Origin of the sequence: Domibacillus indicus (genome assembly GCF_023715895.1) — a bacterium.
In the GTDB taxonomy this organism is placed as follows: Bacteria; Bacillota; Bacilli; order Bacillales; family Domibacillaceae; genus Domibacillus; species Domibacillus indicus_A.
The window spans coordinates 1-15,730 of sequence record NZ_JAMBOO010000007.1; the positions used below are offsets into that span (position 1 = coordinate 1).

Annotated in this window: 12 protein-coding genes, 1 rRNA gene and 1 riboswitch; of the genes, 4 read left to right on the forward strand and 9 right to left on the reverse strand. The window is 41.7% G+C overall.

Annotated elements, in window-relative coordinates:
• Nucleotides 1-411, reverse strand: a 16S ribosomal RNA gene (locus tag M3221_RS12530); the annotation flags it as partial.
• Nucleotides 412-966: 555 nt separating this feature from the next.
• On the opposite strand from M3221_RS12530, the gene M3221_RS12535 reads away from it, so the two are divergent.
• Entirely contained in the window at nt 967-1,107 is a 141-nt protein-coding gene (locus tag M3221_RS12535; RefSeq protein WP_311316143.1) for an EAL domain-containing protein, read from the forward strand.
• Nucleotides 1,108-1,332: 225 nt separating this feature from the next.
• Here M3221_RS12535 and M3221_RS12540 read toward each other — a convergent pair whose 3' ends face one another.
• From M3221_RS12540 to M3221_RS12560, 5 genes are all read right to left on the reverse strand, one after another.
• A complete protein-coding gene (locus M3221_RS12540; protein WP_396120280.1) occupies nt 1,333-3,132 on the reverse strand; it encodes an ABC transporter ATP-binding protein in 1,800 nt (599 codons plus the stop codon).
• Nucleotides 3,133-3,142: 10 nt separating this feature from the next.
• Complete coding sequence (locus M3221_RS12545) at nt 3,143-4,897, reverse strand: ABC transporter ATP-binding protein (RefSeq protein ID WP_251272100.1); 1,755 nt, start codon at nt 4,895-4,897, stop codon at nt 3,143-3,145.
• The gene (locus M3221_RS12550) at nt 4,894-5,649 is read right to left on the reverse strand and encodes a PadR family transcriptional regulator (protein WP_251272101.1); all 756 of its coding nucleotides are present in this window, start codon (nt 5,647-5,649) and stop codon (nt 4,894-4,896) included. Before M3221_RS12550 ends, M3221_RS12545 begins: the two co-directional genes overlap by 4 nt.
• A gap of 465 nt (nt 5,650-6,114) precedes the next feature.
• Nucleotides 6,115-7,506, reverse strand: a complete 1,392-nt coding sequence (locus M3221_RS12555) for an amino acid permease (protein WP_251272102.1) — start codon at nt 7,504-7,506, stop codon at nt 6,115-6,117.
• 441 nt (nt 7,507-7,947) lie between these two features.
• Entirely contained in the window at nt 7,948-9,102 is a 1,155-nt protein-coding gene (locus M3221_RS12560) for a glucose-1-phosphate adenylyltransferase (RefSeq protein WP_285880359.1), read from the reverse strand.
• Nucleotides 9,103-9,600: 498 nt separating this feature from the next.
• Between M3221_RS12560 and M3221_RS12565 the strand changes: the two genes are divergently transcribed.
• Together M3221_RS12565 and M3221_RS12570 are read left to right on the forward strand one after the other, a co-directional pair.
• On the forward strand, nt 9,601-10,389 hold the full coding sequence (locus M3221_RS12565; protein ID WP_251272103.1) for an arylamine N-acetyltransferase family protein: 789 nt from the start codon (nt 9,601-9,603) through the stop codon (nt 10,387-10,389).
• A gap of 275 nt (nt 10,390-10,664) precedes the next feature.
• Nucleotides 10,665-10,758: riboswitch (cyclic di-GMP riboswitch) on the forward strand.
• A gap of 17 nt (nt 10,759-10,775) precedes the next feature.
• Nucleotides 10,776-10,928: an anti-repressor SinI family protein gene (locus M3221_RS12570; protein WP_251272104.1), complete on the forward strand. Its 153-nt coding sequence runs from the start codon at nt 10,776-10,778 to the stop codon at nt 10,926-10,928.
• A gap of 131 nt (nt 10,929-11,059) precedes the next feature.
• On the opposite strand, the gene M3221_RS12575 is transcribed toward M3221_RS12570, so the two are convergent.
• Entirely contained in the window at nt 11,060-11,647 is a 588-nt protein-coding gene (locus M3221_RS12575) for a TetR/AcrR family transcriptional regulator (RefSeq protein WP_251272105.1), read from the reverse strand.
• Between the two features lie 270 nt (nt 11,648-11,917).
• Between M3221_RS12575 and M3221_RS12580 the strand changes: the two genes are divergently transcribed.
• Entirely contained in the window at nt 11,918-13,147 is a 1,230-nt protein-coding gene (locus tag M3221_RS12580) for an MFS transporter (RefSeq protein ID WP_251272106.1), read from the forward strand.
• Nucleotides 13,148-13,227: 80 nt separating this feature from the next.
• On the opposite strand, the gene M3221_RS12585 is transcribed toward M3221_RS12580, so the two are convergent.
• Both M3221_RS12585 and M3221_RS12590 read right to left on the reverse strand, forming a co-directional pair.
• Nucleotides 13,228-14,598, reverse strand: coding sequence for an MFS transporter (locus tag M3221_RS12585; RefSeq protein WP_251272107.1), 1,371 nt, complete (start codon nt 14,596-14,598; stop codon nt 13,228-13,230).
• An 85-nt stretch (nt 14,599-14,683) separates the two neighbouring features.
• Entirely contained in the window at nt 14,684-15,706 is a 1,023-nt protein-coding gene (locus tag M3221_RS12590; protein ID WP_251272108.1) for a quercetin 2,3-dioxygenase, read from the reverse strand.
• Nucleotides 15,707-15,730: the final 24 nt, after the last annotated feature.

Genomic DNA, 15,730 nt, shown 5'->3' on the forward strand with positions numbered 1-15,730 from the left:
ACGCGGCGTTGCTCCGTCAGACTTTCGTCCATTGCGGAAGATTCCCTACTGCTGCCTCCCGTAGGAGTCTGGGCCGTGTCTCAGTCCCAGTGTGGCCGATCACCCTCTCAGGTCGGCTACGCATCGTCGCCTTGGTGAGCCGTTACCCTACCAACTAGCTAATGCGCCGCGGGTCCATCTGTAAGTGACAGCCGAAGCCGCCTTTCAATCAAGAGCCATGCAGCTCTTGATATTATCCGGTATTAGCCCCGGTTTCCCGGAGTTATCCCAGTCTTACAGGCAGGTTACCCACGTGTTACTCACCCGTCCGCCGCTGACTTCAGGGAGCAAGCTCCCATCTGTCCGCTCGACTTGCATGTATTAGGCACGCCGCCAGCGTTCGTCCTGAGCCAGGATCAAACTCTCCAAAAAGTGTTTGACTTGCTCATTTGTTTCCATTGAAACACGGGGTGTTTTAATGGAAGATAAAAATTTAAAACGTTGACGTTTTTATTGATTTTGTTCAGTTTTCAATGTTCAATGTTTATTACTGTCGTTCGTGACAGCTAAATAAATATATCATTTATCCGAATGAGAGTCAATAATTTCTCAAATTTTTTTTAAAAAATGCTTAACAAGTGTAATCCCAAGTATATTCTCAGTTTCAGAATGTCAGCTCTCAATTTAATAACATAGTTTATTAGTATATAAAGAGAAAAAACAAAGACAATTTCTATATAAGTTCCGCTATTGTTTTAACGGCGGATTAGCAATATAACATTGTATCTTCTTTTACGCAATCATATTTTTTATTTTATTAATTGTATAAGTGTGTTTACTATACCTTCATATATACGAATAGTTTTCTCCTCTAAAAGAAATACTAAAGTGTATAGTCCTTTATCTGCCCCTTCTTTTTCCGCAAATTCAGAAGCGATTTTTCTTTTCGTGATACAAATTTTAAAAGCGCTGCCTCCCTAACAATAAATTGTAGCAGCTGAAGGAATTGAAAGTGAAGAGCAGCATCAAGTATTAGCTCAAAATGGCTGTGATATCGGGCAGGGCTACTTTTTCAGCAAACCGTTCACCAGCGAAGAGCTGCTATCGAAAACCAGCCGTCTTTGGTAGCGTGGCGCATGCTTCTAGATGCTGATAGTGGACAGTTTCCCAACGCCAACGTTTGTCGTATACAAATGTATATGGCTATGCTTGGTTTTTTAGCAGGTGAAGCTGCTTAAAAAAAGCGGAGCAAAGCAGACTGAAGCGGGTGGACAAGTGTCCACTCGCTTCAGTCATTCTTTCTCTTTTGAAAAAAGAGGATTCTAAGGCTCCATCCTAAAAGTCTGTATTACACTAAATCCTAAGCTGCTTAGAATAAAGCCCGTAATAAAATCCGCCTTCGCCAAGTAACTCATCATGGCTGCCTTGCTCAATCAATTTTCCATCTTTAATCACTAAAATGCGGTCAGCCTGTTCAATTGTCTTTAATCGATGGGCAATCACAAAGCTCGTTTTTCCTTTTGTCAGGTTGCGAAGCCCCTTCTGAATCTCCACTTCTGTTCGAGTATCAATATTAGCCGTCGCTTCATCAAGAATCAAAATATCAGCATTTGCGAGAATAGCTCTCGCGATCGAAAGAAGCTGCTTTTGCCCCTGGCTTATATTGGCTCCTGTTGAAGTAATGAGTGTATTGTATTGAGCCGGCAAATGTTTAATAAACCCGTGGGCGGACGCTGTTTTGGCTGCTTGCATAACCTCTTCATCGGTCGCGCCCAATCTCCCGTAGCGAATATTTTCCATGACCGTTCCCGAAAATAAATAAGGATCCTGCAGGACAATTCCGATCCTTTTGCGTAAATCTCTTATTTTATACTCCTTAATTCCCTTGCCGTCGATCAGTATTTCACCGGAATCGGCATCATAAAAGCGCATCAATAAATTGATAATGGTTGTTTTACCGGATCCTGTCGGCCCCACCAAAGCAACCATCTCACCGGCTTTTGCTTCAAAATCAATATGCTGCAGAATTTTCTTCTCATCGCTATAGCTAAAATGAACATCAGTAAACTTGATGTCCCCCCGGAATCTGGAGACAGCGGCGGCATCCTTTTTATCTTGCATATCGGGCACTTCATCCATTGTTTCAAACACACGCTCCGCCCCTGCAAGCGCCGCTTGAATAGAATTAAACAAAGTGGACAGCTGATTGATAGGTCTTGAAAATTGCCGTGAATAAGTGACAAATGAAGCAATGACCCCAACGGTCGTTAGCCCTTTCAATGCCAGCACAGCTCCTGTAACGACAACCAGTCCGAGCCCTACATTACTCAAAAAGTTATTAACCGGCCCGAGATACCCAGAGAACATGTCTGCACGCATGGCTGAATGACGCAGCCGCTCATTAACCATATCAAATTCCGCAAAAGTATCATCCTCTTTGCCAAACAACGTAATCATTTCACCACCGCTAATCGATTCTTCAATAAATCCATTTAATTCTCCCAAATCCTTTTGCCTGTTTGAAAAATTTTTTCTGCTTACTCCAACGATTTTTTTCGTCGTGAAAATCATCAGCGGAATGGTAACAAAGGAAACAATAGCCAATACCCAGTTTAACGAGAACATAGCGATTGTGACACCTGTAACGGTTAAGACAGTTGAAACCATTTGGATGACACTTTGACTCAGTGCTTGATGAAGGTTATCAATATCATTTGTGAACCGGCTCATCAAGTCCCCATGTTTATGACGGTCGAAAAAACGCAGCGAAAGCGTTTGGAGCTTTGCAAACAAATCCCCGCGAAGAGTGCGAATAGTTTTCAACGACACATTCACCATGATATATGCCTGCAGCCAGGTGAAGAGAGAGGCGGCTAAATAAATTCCAAGCAGCACCCCGGCCATTTTCATCGTACCGGGCATATCTTTTGGGATAACGTAATGGTCAATCATCACTCCAATGTAATAGGGCCCTAATAAACTTAAAAGCGAGGAAAGGACGGCAAATGATGTTGATAACAGTAAACCTGTTTTCTGCTTCTCCATGTAATTCCAGACGCGTCGGAAAGTCCCTTTTAGATCCTTTGTTTCTGCGGCCGGTTCTGTTATTCTGCCCTTTAATCCTCCTCCGCCTGCGCCTGTTGATTGCTGCATTTTTGTGATACTACTCATTTGCTGAGCCAACAGCTGCGCCTCCTTTCTTTACTTGCGTATTGTAAATTTCCTGATAGAGCGGACAGCTTTCCAACAGCTCTTTATGGGTTCCATTGCTGACAATTTCACCGTCGTCCATTACAAGAATCCGGTCCGCATCTAAAATGGATGAAATCTTCGAGGAAATCATAAACGTTGTAGTACCTTTGAAATCAGACTCTAGTGTCTGAAGAATCATGGCTTCTGAACTGGCATCCAGGGCAGAGGTTGCATCATCTAAAACGAGAATGGACGGCTTCCTTACAAAAGCTCGGGCAATGGCTAATCGCTGCTTTTGCCCGCCTGACAAATTGGACCCGCCCTGAGTTAATTGATAATCAAATCGATCCTCAAACTTCTCAATAAATTCTGACGCACATGCCTGTTTAGATGCCGCTTCAAGCTCTTCATAAACTGCTGAAGTTTTACCGAATTGAAGGTTCCTTTCAATGCTTCCAGAAAATAGTATAGGCTTTTGTGTAATATAGCCAATGGATGAGCGAAGAGAGGCCAGCTCTATATCCTTGATATTCATACCATCTATAAGGATTTGACCTTGATCCATCTCATACAGCCGCGGCAGCAGTTTGCCTAATGTCGTTTTTCCGCTTCCTGTCGGGCCAATAATGCCAATTTTTTCTCCTTTCCAGGCTGTAAAGGAAATATTTTTTAAAACTTGTTCGCCGTTTTGACTGTATGAAAAAGAAACATTCTTAAACTCTATGGCTGCTTTTACACCGGCAATGCGTTCCGGATGTTCGATCGTTCGAACCTGGTTTTCCGTCTCTAATACTTGCTGAATCCGGTCAGCGGACGGGAATGCCCGCATCAATTGCATGATCACCATACTGCTTGATGTTAAAGCCATTAAAATAATATTTAAGTAGTTGATAAAGGCAAGGATAACACCCACTTGTACGCTGCTCCCATTTACCTGTATGACACCAAGCAAAAGAGAGATCACTACGCCAATATTGATTACAAACATAGAAACAGGCATAAGGATAGTAATGATTTGTTCTGCCGTTATGGTGGTTTTCGTTAATGAATCGTTTACTTTTTGAAACAGCCCAATCTCATAATCCCGGCGCACAAACGCTTTTACAACCCGTATGCCTGTAATGCTTTCCTGCAGCTTTGTATTCAGCTGATCGATTCCTTCCTGCACTTTTCTGAACCAGCTTCCCGCTTTTCTTGAAAGAAAGATAATGAGAAACAATAGGATAGGAATCAAAACAAGCAAAATCGGAAAAAGCTCGGGAGCTTGAAAAAAAACGATTACACTGCTTCCAATAAAAAGAAGCGGCCCTCTCACGAAGCTGCGAAGCGTCATCATGATGGCCGTTTGAAGGAGCGAAATATCGCTGGTGACGATTGTGAGTAATTTTCCTGTACCAATCACGTCACGATTTTCACTTGAAAACTGACCTGCTTTTTTGTAAACATCCCGCCTAATATCTGTTGCAGTATTCACTGACGCACGTGTACTGTAAATTGTGCACCCTGCCCCGCCGGCCAGCCCGATCACCGCAGCGCCCGCCATCAGCATGCCCATTTGCACAACGTAGGTCATGTCACCGTTTGCAATCCCGCTGTCAATGATTTTCTGCATCATAAAAGGCTGTAAAAGATCCATTGTTACCTCCAAAGCCATTAACAACGGAGCAAGCATCATAAAAGACTTATATGGTTTTGTGTACCTTAACAGCTTTCTGATCGATTTCATCTGCTGCCTCCCTGCCGATCTCTTTGTTGTTTTGCCTGCTGTTCAGACCAATGAATAAGGCCATTTCTCCCGCTTCTTATGATTTCAGCAAGTTCAGGCGCAAGTGAAGGGTCGTGCATTACTTTTCTCATGGCATGTTGAAATTCTAATTGAAATTTCTCCATCTCTTCCCGAAGCCACACCGCTTCTCTTGATTGCTTCCATAACAGCTGAAAGCGCCATTCCTCCCAAAACACTTCGTCCTCATCATGAACAATCTGAGAGAGAAATGTCAGGCCATCGTCCATTAACGTGTAGACTTTTTTATCTGTTTGCTCGTCAATGGAAATGAACCCTTTTTCAAATAAATCCTGTAAGGCAGGGTAAACGGTCCCGGCGCTGGGAGAATAAATCCCTTCGCTTCGTTTCTCCAACAGCTTCATAATTTCATAGCCATGCCGCGGCTTTTCTTTAAGCAGCTGTAGAATCGCTGCTTGAATGAGTCCTCTTCGTTTTGTGGACTTCGTTTTAGCATTTCCCTTTACATGATGCGGTTTTCCGTGCAGATGACGTGCTTTTTTAAAGCCTTTTTCCGTAATGGAAAAAGCTCCTTTATCATTTATAATCATTTCTTCATTCAACAAATCATCTATAACAGCATTAGGATTGGACATTTCTTTGCTAAGAAGAACTAGCAATTCCTCTTTATCCATGTTTTTTCGGCTTAAATATGTAAGAACTGTAGCAATATCTTGTTTTTTAAACGCTGGCATATAACTCCTCCAATCACCCCTGTTTATTACGATAAATTTTAATCGATATAAATGTATGTTACAAGAAGTATATCGGTTAAAATTTATCGATATACTTCTAAGCATGATTACTTAAAGCAGCCATTCTACAAAAATGTCTACACATTGGCCATAATCATTTACTGTGCCACATTTGGGTTCGGCTAAAATTCAAATGTTTTATGAATCATTTTGTCTTCCCTGCAAGGAAGACATGCTTGTACCGGCAATCTCTGGCATTCATCCTGCCGCTTCACCCTGGTACTGGATGAAAGCAAAAGTACTCAATCCGCAAAAATCTGATAGGAAGAGGCTTTACTCTATTCATGACAGCCTCCTTGTACGCTAAGTATTTATAATAAGAAATAAAAAAACGCATATTCTGTTCGAATATGCGTCAATCTCATTATAGATTTTATCTTTTATATGGGCCCGCTCAAAACCGGCTTACTTGCTGATTATATTGTCTTCTTCTTGAACATCCAGTGGTGCACGCTTACCAATACCAAAAGCGAAAAAGCTGACCACAACTAGTACAAGGAATACAATTCCGGCTACAAGCGACATGCGCGTGTCGTCATTAAACCACATACCAACCAATACAGTCAGTAAGAAAGCGATCGTTACATAATTCGTTACAGGTGCAAACGGCATTTTAAAAGGATGATTTGCCATTTGGGCCTCGTTTCTTTTCCGGAATTGAATCTGGCTGATCAAAATCACAAACCATGGTACCATTCCGGGAAGAACGCTGGCACTGTATACATAAACGAATAAGTTTTCTGGTGCTATGTAGCTTAATACAACTCCGACAGCCAATCCGATCATAACACCTAATGTACTGAAGATAGGCACTCCGTTACGGGAAAGTTTTGCAAAGAACTTTGGTGCCTGCCCGTTCATCGCCAGTGTATAAAGCATACGGCCGGCGCTGTAAATCCCACTATTGCAGCCGGACATCGCCGCAGTGATTACAACAAAGTTAATCAGTCCGGCAGCCGCTGTAATTCCTACTTTTGCAAACGTCGCCACGAATGGACTGCCAATAGAGCTTAACTGATCCCATGGATAAACAGTCACAATAACAAAAATAGCCCCTATATAAAAAATTAAAATACGCCAAATAATGCTTTGGATCGCTTTTGTTAAGGTATTTTGCGGATCCTTCGCTTCTCCAGCCGTAATCCCAATCAGCTCCACTCCTTGGTATGCCCCAATAACAAGGGACAGCGCAAAGAAAAACCCGGACCAGCCGCCTGTAAAGAAGCCGCCATGGCTCCAAAGATTTGAGATTCCAATGGCCTCTCCTCCGTTGCCAAGTCCAAAGAAAATCAAGCCAAATCCAGCAATAATCATTAAAATAATGGTCACAATTTTGATGAGTGCAAACCAAAATTCAAACTCGCCAAATGATTTAACCGAAACTAAATTCGCAGCACCAAGAATCGCCATTGCTACAATGCCGGGAACCCAGGCAGGCAGATCCGGGAACCAGTACTGCATGTAAGCTCCCACCGCAATAATTTCCGACATCCCCACAATCACCCATTGGAACCAGTTGCTCCAGGCAGTCATGTACCCTGCTAGTGGATGAATGTATTTATGGCCAAAAGTCGCAAATGACCCTGTGCTTGGCTCTAAATAAAGCATTTCTCCCATTGCACGCATAATAAAAAAGATAAAAACGCCAGTGATTGCATAAGCAAGCATAACAGAAGGACCTGTCCATTGAATCGTGCTGGCAGAGCCCATGAACAGCCCGACACCAATAGTGCCGCCTAAAGCAATCATTTGAATATGACGAGACTCAAGGCCTCTATTCAATTCTTTGTTTGCCACTTTCTTTTTCCTCCTTTGACACGATAAATAGCAGAACGCCGGGAAAGTCCACCCTGTCTTCTTTTATTCACCAGGGAAATAGTGAAGGAGGCATTGTGCTTCTCATTTTTCACCTGCAAGCATGATGCAGCTAGAAAGGTTCGTTATTTACCGTAACTGAATTACCTATTCTATAATAATAAACTTCTTAAAAAAATACAATTGTATCTCCTGGAAAAACACTAACAACTATACTTGTACTAACATTTAGAATAGTTTAATTTTTCGTAACAGTTTTACGATTAATTATCCTAAAATAGTAAACCTTGTTCCCCTAGTGTGAATACAGTTTTCGTTTAAAAAAGGAGGCTTTATACCTCTTTCCTTCAATTAATTTTTTTCTCCACAAAAAGACCCTTTAAAGCAATAATCATTGCTTTAAAGGGTCTTTCAAAGAAGTATTTACGCTTTTACGCCTTCTTGACTGTGAGCAGCAAGAAACGCTTCTGTAATCAGTAAGATCTCATCAGAATCATTATAAATCACTGTGTTTTCTGGAATTTCAATGTCCTCCATGACAATAGCCCGTTCAATGTATGCACCACGTCCAATTCGCGCATTCGGCATAATAACGCAGTCTTTTACAAATGCATCTCTTTCGATTTGTACACCTTGAGAAACGACTGAATGTTCCAGTTCGCCATCGATGACAGACCCTTCATTTAAAAGAGAGTGTTTAACAGATGCATTACGGCCCATTACCTGTGGCGGATGATTGGCATTAATGGAGTAAATGCGCCATTCTGGATCATACAAATCCAGCTCTTTGCCCTGGTCGAGCAAGTCCATATTGGCTTCCCACAAGCTTTTTACTGTACCTACGTCTTTCCAGTATCCTTTAAATGGATAAGCCGTTAATTTTAAATTGTCTGCCAGCATAGCCGGTATCACATCTTTACCAAAATCGTTGGATGAATCCGGATTTTGCTCATCACGCTCTAGGTATTCTTTTAAAACAGACCATTTAAAAATGTAGATGCCCATTGAAGCAAGGTTGCTTTCAGGATGTTCTGGCTTTTCATCAAAACGAGTAACATTATAAGATTCATCTGTATTCATAATACCGAAGCGGCTTGCTTCTTCCCACGGAACTTCAATAACAGAAATGGTCGCATCTGCACCCTGCTCTACGTGATAATCGAGCATTGCTTCGTAATCCATTTTATAAATATGATCACCCGATAAAATCAGCACATGCTCTGGATTATGCTGTTGAATATAATGGAAGTTTTGGTAAATGGCACTTGCTGTACCGGAATACCAATTTACTTTTGAAGACTCTGCGTACGGTGGAAGAACAGTTACTCCGCCATCCCGGCGGTCTAAATCCCACGCACTTCCAATTCCAATGTATGAATTTAAAGCCAGCGGCTGATACTGTGTTAAAACACCTACAGTATGGATACCGGAGTTTGCACAGTTAGAAAGCGGAAAATCGATGATACGGTACTTTCCGCCGAATGGTACAGCAGGCTTGGCTAGCGTTTCGGTTAATTCCTTTAAACGGCTTCCTTTTCCTCCAGCAAGAATCATTGCAATACATTTTTGTCTCTTCATGATGTCATTCTCCTTTTCTTTCTCCTGTATGTTTTTTATCTATTAAATGGAGCATTAAGTATGTGAATTTACATGGACGAAAAGTGCCACAACCTTTGTATACCCCGTTTGCCGGTTGTTAATCCTCTATTCAAAAAAATTTTATTTCTTGTTTTTGACAAATAACCTTAAATTGGATTTGAATGAAGACATCTGATAAAAAGGGAGAAGAAAATTGGAAAATTGAAGTGAACAATCAAAAAAACAACAGGGAAATCTACTTACAGTACAAAGCTTTTTTATTGCAAATGATCGAGAGCCTAATTAGTATAAAGAACTAGAAAAACTTTATACACGAAGAGAAAAGATTTTTTCCCGGCCCTTTCTTTAATGAGGAAAGAAATAATAAACGTAAAGTGTAACCATATTTCTGATTCTGTAGAAAATCTGGTGAAGCCCCCAAGTCTTTCCACAATATTATTTAATGCCCTGGCCAAACCTAAGAAAGGAGACGGATGAATGGGAGAATTAGATATAGCTTTCCGTAAAAGGATTGGCTTTTCTGAAGATAAACGGATTACATTTGCGAACCTAGAGGATATTTTGAGCCGAACAGCCCAAGCCCTTCCTTTTGAGAATCTTTCTATTCTTTCTGGGAGAACAAAAGAGATCAGTGAGAAAAATCTGATTCAAAAAATAATTCTACATAATGAAGGCGGTCTTTGCTACGAGCTGAATGGCCTTCTTTACCTTTTTTTAATTGAGAATGGTTTTAAGGCCGTTTTGGTGCGGGGCGTTGTTTACAGCGAGCCGCACCAGGATTGGAGCCGCACAGGCCAGACACATGCGGCTGTGCTTCTTTTTTATCAAGGGGAAAAATACTTACTTGATACTGGATTTGGGGGTAACCTGCCTTTAGTTCCTGTTCCATTAACAGGAGAAACCGTTTCTTCTCCTAACGGCATATTCCGTATTAAACACGAGAATAGCCCCTTTGGTGATTATCTGCTTGAAATGAAAGTAAAACACAAGCACACACACTGGAAAAAAGGATACACATTTGATTCAAAGTCGGAAATAACGAATGTGTCTGAATTAAACCCTATGCAAGAAACGATTGTTCACCATTCTGATTCTGCTTTCAACAAAAAACCATTGGTTACCCGCTTGACGGAGCAAGGAAACATTACTTTAACAAGCACCTCATTAACTGAATGGGCAGACGGGAAAGAAAACAAACAAGAAATGACAGAAGAAACATTCGGCCAATCGTTAAAAAAATATTTTAATTTAGAAATACAACACTAAAGCTGCATATGCACCGATAAGTTCAGAAACTGTGGTTAACCAAGTCCCCCTTCAATTATGAAGGTCTTTTAAAAGCATGTTTAAAATGAAAGCTGGAACCAAAAAATGCATGCTTTGGTTCCTGCTTTATTCAATGTCTTTGATTTTCAATTGGCACCTTATAGGCTTTTGAAAAAAATTTTTGCCGGTTCAGGGTTCGACAAAATCTTTTCCAATCTTTTGTTACAATGTGAAATCAAGGATAAAAAAGTCATATTATCCAAAAAAAACAAAAAAGGAACAAAAGGTAAACTAGCCGAAAGGCTGGGACACAAAGCTACAGATCTAAGGTTCTTTTTATAAGAAGACTATGATGGCTGAGCTGCTTCGTCACAGGAGGGTATTCAATGCTGGATCAAGATCTTGATCAGGAGATTGTAGAAGAAGTATTGGACACTGAGTGGATAGCACTAATGAAAGCTGCAAAAAGCCTCGGTCTGTCAATTGAAGAAATTAGAGAATTTTTAGCTGCCAATAAAGTACAAAACTCTGCTTCATAATAGTGAAAGCAGAGCGGCTTACCTTTTCGGCTTGAGCCAGCTTTGATGTAAGCTCTTGTCCTGACTGTCTGTAAGACAGGAGCTTATCCCCTCTTTGTTCTTAAATCACCCGACTGCTCTTATGTCTATGCTTATTTTGATCGAATTCCCTTTAAAAGACCTTCTACTAAATGTGTAATATATGCTTGATCAATCTCCTGCTTGTAAATCGCTGCTTTTAAATACACAGCGCCAAACAGCATGTCGAGGGAAGCGTCTATATCACTTTCTTCACAAATGTGGCCGTTTTGAATTCCCTGCTTTAAAATGTTTTTTGTTGTATTTCTTCTTGGATATAAAAAGGAAGAAGAAAACTGTTCAGAAATCTCATGGTTTTCAATCACCACAGAAAGCAAAGCTTTGCCTAAAGAGCTTTTCAGCACTTTCGCAAGTTCCTCTAATTGTTTTATTAAATTTTCTTCCAGCTTTAGTGAAGGAATATAATCGAATTTGGCTTCTGTCATTTCTAAAAAAGCACTTATTAAAAGCGTCTCTTTGTTTTTCCACCAGCGGTAAATCGTTGCTTTGCTGACGTTTGCTTCTACCGCTACCCGTTCAATTGAAAGAGCTGAAAACCCTTTTTGTTCAACCATTTCTATAACGGTGCAAATAATGGCTTTTCTAGCTTCTTCACTTCGCGGCCGTCCGGCTGCCCTGCTTTGACCTTTGTTGTTTTTCATTTTAAAAAGCACCTGTCTTTCAAAAAATCCCTGCTTTCTTATCTACATTTTCATTTATACATACTTTCTTCATTTAAAGAATTCCTTTTTATTTTATCAGGTGTAACTCCCGCTGCGCTACTATCTCAGAGACCGATAAAAGAAAGAGACTGCTTCTTCTCTTCTTGCCAAATAAAACACAAGATAGTATATTATAGTTTGCACAAAAACGAAACGGTTCGTATCGTTTTTGAATGAATTACACTTAGAAAGAAAGGAGATTCTTTATCGTTGAACCCATTATCAAATTCTGCTCCTCACAGTGAGAGCCATTCTTTTATCACCCTTTTATTGTTTTGGTGCGGGCTGGTTCTGTTAAGCAGTATGTATGTTACCCTCCCTTTAACCACCTTGTTTATGGACTCATTTGGGATTACTAGTGCTCAGGCAGCTTGGATTGGAAGTTCTTTTTCACTTTGTTATGCGCTAGGCTGTCTGCTGTATGGCCCGTTTTCTGATAAATATGGCCGAAAGGTCTTTTTAGCTGGAAGCATTTCTCTTTTATCCGTTATCACAATCAGTATTGGTTTTGTTGAAAGCTTTCATGTCCTTCTTGTTCTACGGGGCTTGCAAGGATTGGTTGCAGCAGCATTCGCACCTATTTCCCTTGTGTATGCAGGAGAATTATTTCCTCCTCATAAACGCTTAACGGCCATTGGATTTATCAGCTCTGGATTTCTCATGGCCAGTATTATCGGGCAGGTGTTCAGCGGTACGGTTAGTGAAGCGTTCGGCTGGCAGGCTATCTTTTTTATTCTGGGTGCTGTTTATCTTATTACGGCCATAGCTGTTATATTTCGCCTCCCTAAAGAACAAACGCCTAGATCAGCGGAAAGTATTCTTCGTAAATTCGGCAATATGACCGGGCTTTTAAGAAATACACAGCTTTTGCTCGCTTTCTCAATTACCTTTGTGCTGCTTCTTTCACTCGTTGGCATGTATACGGTATTAGGCAATTACCTGGGTTCAGCCCGGTTTGGCCTCCAATCTGGAGAAATATTGGCCGTCCGCGGAGCCGGCATTCTGGGCATGCTTTTTTCTCCATTCGCTGGTCAAATTGCCCAAAAAATCGGGCGGGGTACTGTTTTAAAAGGCGGCTTAGCTATGGCAGCAGCCGGACTTTTAGCGACTGGGTTCAGCCCCACGCTTCCAATCCTTGTTATGTCAACAGTTGTATTTGTAGCCGGTATCGCCCTAGTTACGCCTGTTGTGATTTCACTGGTCAGCCAGCTGGCCGGAAATGCCCGGGGAAGTGCCGTATCGTTTAACGCCTTCGTTCTTTTCCTTGGCGCAAGCGCGGGTCCAGGGCTTGTGATGGGCTTTTCTAAAACTGCGCAATATGTGCTGGCGCTCGATTTATTAAGTGCCGTTATGGTCATCGCCCTGCTCGTTTCCCTGTTTATTAAAACAGAAGCGCAAGCGCCTATTGAGGCAGCGGCGAAGCAGCAAATCAGCCAATAATCCTGTTAACTCAAACAAGCGAAACGCATTTTTAGCGTTTCGCTTGTTTTGTTTAATAAACTTCTAAAAAGCAATACTTTTTACACAGATTGTTTTTTGAAGGTACTTGAGTAGATAAAAGCCACTGCAGCAATTAAAAGAGCCAAAACCGCATAAATGTTGCTGTAGTTAATGCTTTCCTGGTTGTGAAGAAACGGATTCAGCTGAATCGCCGTATGGTGAATCTCTAACGCTTTACTAATGAATGTAATAGATGTAGCTCCGGCAATAAAGTTTGTCATCATAAAAACGCCCATCCCTACTCCTGCATGCTCTTTTGGAAGAGACTGTGATACGGTGTTGCCAAGGGCAATTTGAATAAATGTCTGCCCAATGCAGGCAAGAAGCAAAACGGCCATGACGATCAAAGGGGACAATCCGGCAATCAGCGCCAGAAAACTATAACCAAGGAAAAAGCTTAAGAGGGCCATATAAGCCAGAAAGTGATTTCCTTTTTGGTCTGCTAATAAACCCGCTTTTTTCCCTAGAACTGCTGCCACCAGCGCACCTGGAAACATAATAAGCCCGCTCATTAAGGGGGATAATCCATTGACGGTTTGCAGCAGGAGCGGAGTTAAATAAGGAATGCCAAACCCGATACCGGAACTTAAGGCAGAAACAAGGATGCCAATAGAGTAATGCTTGTTTCTAAAAAGAGAAAAGCGGATAAATGGATCATTCGCCTTATTCATTCTCCATAAAAAGAAAACAAACAGAACTGCTCCGGCTGTAGCAAGCAGCGGCGCAGACTTCGTAACTGCCAGCAGAAGCAGTGCCAGTGTGCCCGCAAGAAAAGCAGCCCCTGCCAGGTCAATATTTGTTTTTTGCTTTTCCGCTTCATCATTCAAATACTTTCGGAAAAATGGCAGAGTTACCAACACTAGGAGGGATACGATAAAAAGATAGTGCCAGCTGATAAAACTGGTCACAAATCCAGCGACGATCGGTCCGATCGCTGTTCCCAGCGCCATCCCTGCAGAAGTAATACCGAGCGCCCTCCCCCTTGTTTCAGGGGTAAAGTAACTGGAGGGAATAATCATGGACGTAGCAGGCATAACGGATGCTCCAGCTGCCTGAAGAAGCCGGCCGGCTACAATCATCCAAAAGTTAGCTGCGGTAAAGCCAATCACCGATCCAACAGCAAAAAACAGAAGGCCTGCAGTCAATAGCGTTTTCAGTTTGTATTGATCTGCCAGCTTTCCGTACATCACAGAGCCGATCGCATACACAATAATATAACCGGTGACAATCCACCCGGCTTGAGAAGGCTTCAGCCCAAATTCATCTGTAATAGCCGGAATGGCTATATTAAACATAGTTGAATTCATTACGGAAATCACAAGAGCAAAAGCCAAAATAAAGATAAGTCTTTCTCTTCGCTTTTCCTCTAGTTGTGAAATTGATTCACTCATTCTTTTTCCTTCTTTCTTTGTGTAAAAACATTATAAGAAAGGGAGCTTTTCTCCCTTTCTGTTTACACAAGTATATAAACTCTTTTTAAGCGTTCACTTTATGGGCCATTTTCAAATCCAGTTTCTCTATGTTTTGAATAACCCGGTCAAAACGAAGTGCCTGCGGATGGGCTGGGAAAATATGATGTTCATATGGATCGCCCAGCGTACGGAAGAACGGCTCAAATAAACCGGAAACGAGCAGCCCTGCGATTTTTGTATAAGCTGAATCCAAACGGTAAGAATGCACTGTATGGGCAGGAACGTGCAGGAAATCGCCCGGGCTTAAATGAATTTCTTCTCCGTTTGCCCACATCGTCATCTGTCCCTCGAGGCAGAAAAAAGTTTCTGTATGCTGTTCATGGTAATGGTCTACAATGCGGTCTCCTTTTGGACCTTCAGATGAAACGATAATAAACTGGCCATCCGTCGTGTCCTGAGTCGCGATAATTCTGTGGAGCTGGTCACCTGTTAAAAGCCGGTCTCCCTCTCCTGATTCAAGTACATAAGGAACCATCTTGTCTGGCAAAACAGCATTTTCAACCAGCTTCGCTTCTCCTTCCTGGTCATCATCCTTATGGAAAATCACATCAGCACAAGCAGCTGCTTTTGAGAACCGATCACGGCTTACTTCCTCAACAGCATAAGGTGGATGCTCGATCTTGTTATACGATTCTCCCAGAATGGAATAAAGGTGCGCCGTATTTCCACCCATCGTATAAGATACAAATCTCGTTCGATGACTTCCCATTTTATATCCATGAAGCGTTCCTGCTGGGATATGAGCGTAATCTCCAGGCAGCAGCAGGTGCTTTTCTCCATTAAGCGCAAGCTCTAGTTTTCCGTCTAAGACTAAAATTCCTTCTTGGCTGTTTTCATGAAGGTGTAATGGAAAAGAATCACCTTTTCCTCCTGATAGCAGTACCATTTCAAAAAGATCGCCTGTGCTTTTGGCATCCGCCATTACCGTTGCTACCTGCCGGCCAAAAAGGTAACGCTCTCCTTCTCCACTGCGAAGCAAGTAAGGTATTTTTTCTTTTGGTAAAGTATTTGTCCATAGTTGAGTCATAGTAACCCTCCTTAAATATAGACC

What these genes read in the sequence shown, in the direction of transcription:
- M3221_RS12540 (WP_396120280.1), bottom strand. Translation starts at nt 3,132, where the DNA reads ATGCAGCAATCAACAGGCGCAGGCGGAGGAGGATTAAAGGGCAGAATA.
- M3221_RS12545 (WP_251272100.1), bottom strand. Translation starts at nt 4,897, where the DNA reads ATGAAATCGATCAGAAAGCTGTTAAGGTACACAAAACCATATAAGTCT.
- M3221_RS12550 (WP_251272101.1), bottom strand. Translation starts at nt 5,649, where the DNA reads ATGCCAGCGTTTAAAAAACAAGATATTGCTACAGTTCTTACATATTTA.
- M3221_RS12560 (WP_285880359.1), bottom strand. Translation starts at nt 9,102, where the DNA reads ATGAAGAGACAAAAATGTATTGCAATGATTCTTGCTGGAGGAAAAGGA.
- M3221_RS12565 (WP_251272103.1), top strand. Translation starts at nt 9,601, where the DNA reads ATGGGAGAATTAGATATAGCTTTCCGTAAAAGGATTGGCTTTTCTGAA.
- M3221_RS12570 (WP_251272104.1), top strand. Translation starts at nt 10,776, where the DNA reads ATGCTGGATCAAGATCTTGATCAGGAGATTGTAGAAGAAGTATTGGAC.
- M3221_RS12575 (WP_251272105.1), bottom strand. Translation starts at nt 11,647, where the DNA reads ATGAAAAACAACAAAGGTCAAAGCAGGGCAGCCGGACGGCCGCGAAGT.
- M3221_RS12585 (WP_251272107.1), bottom strand. Translation starts at nt 14,598, where the DNA reads ATGAGTGAATCAATTTCACAACTAGAGGAAAAGCGAAGAGAAAGACTT.
- M3221_RS12590 (WP_251272108.1), bottom strand. Translation starts at nt 15,706, where the DNA reads ATGACTCAACTATGGACAAATACTTTACCAAAAGAAAAAATACCTTAC.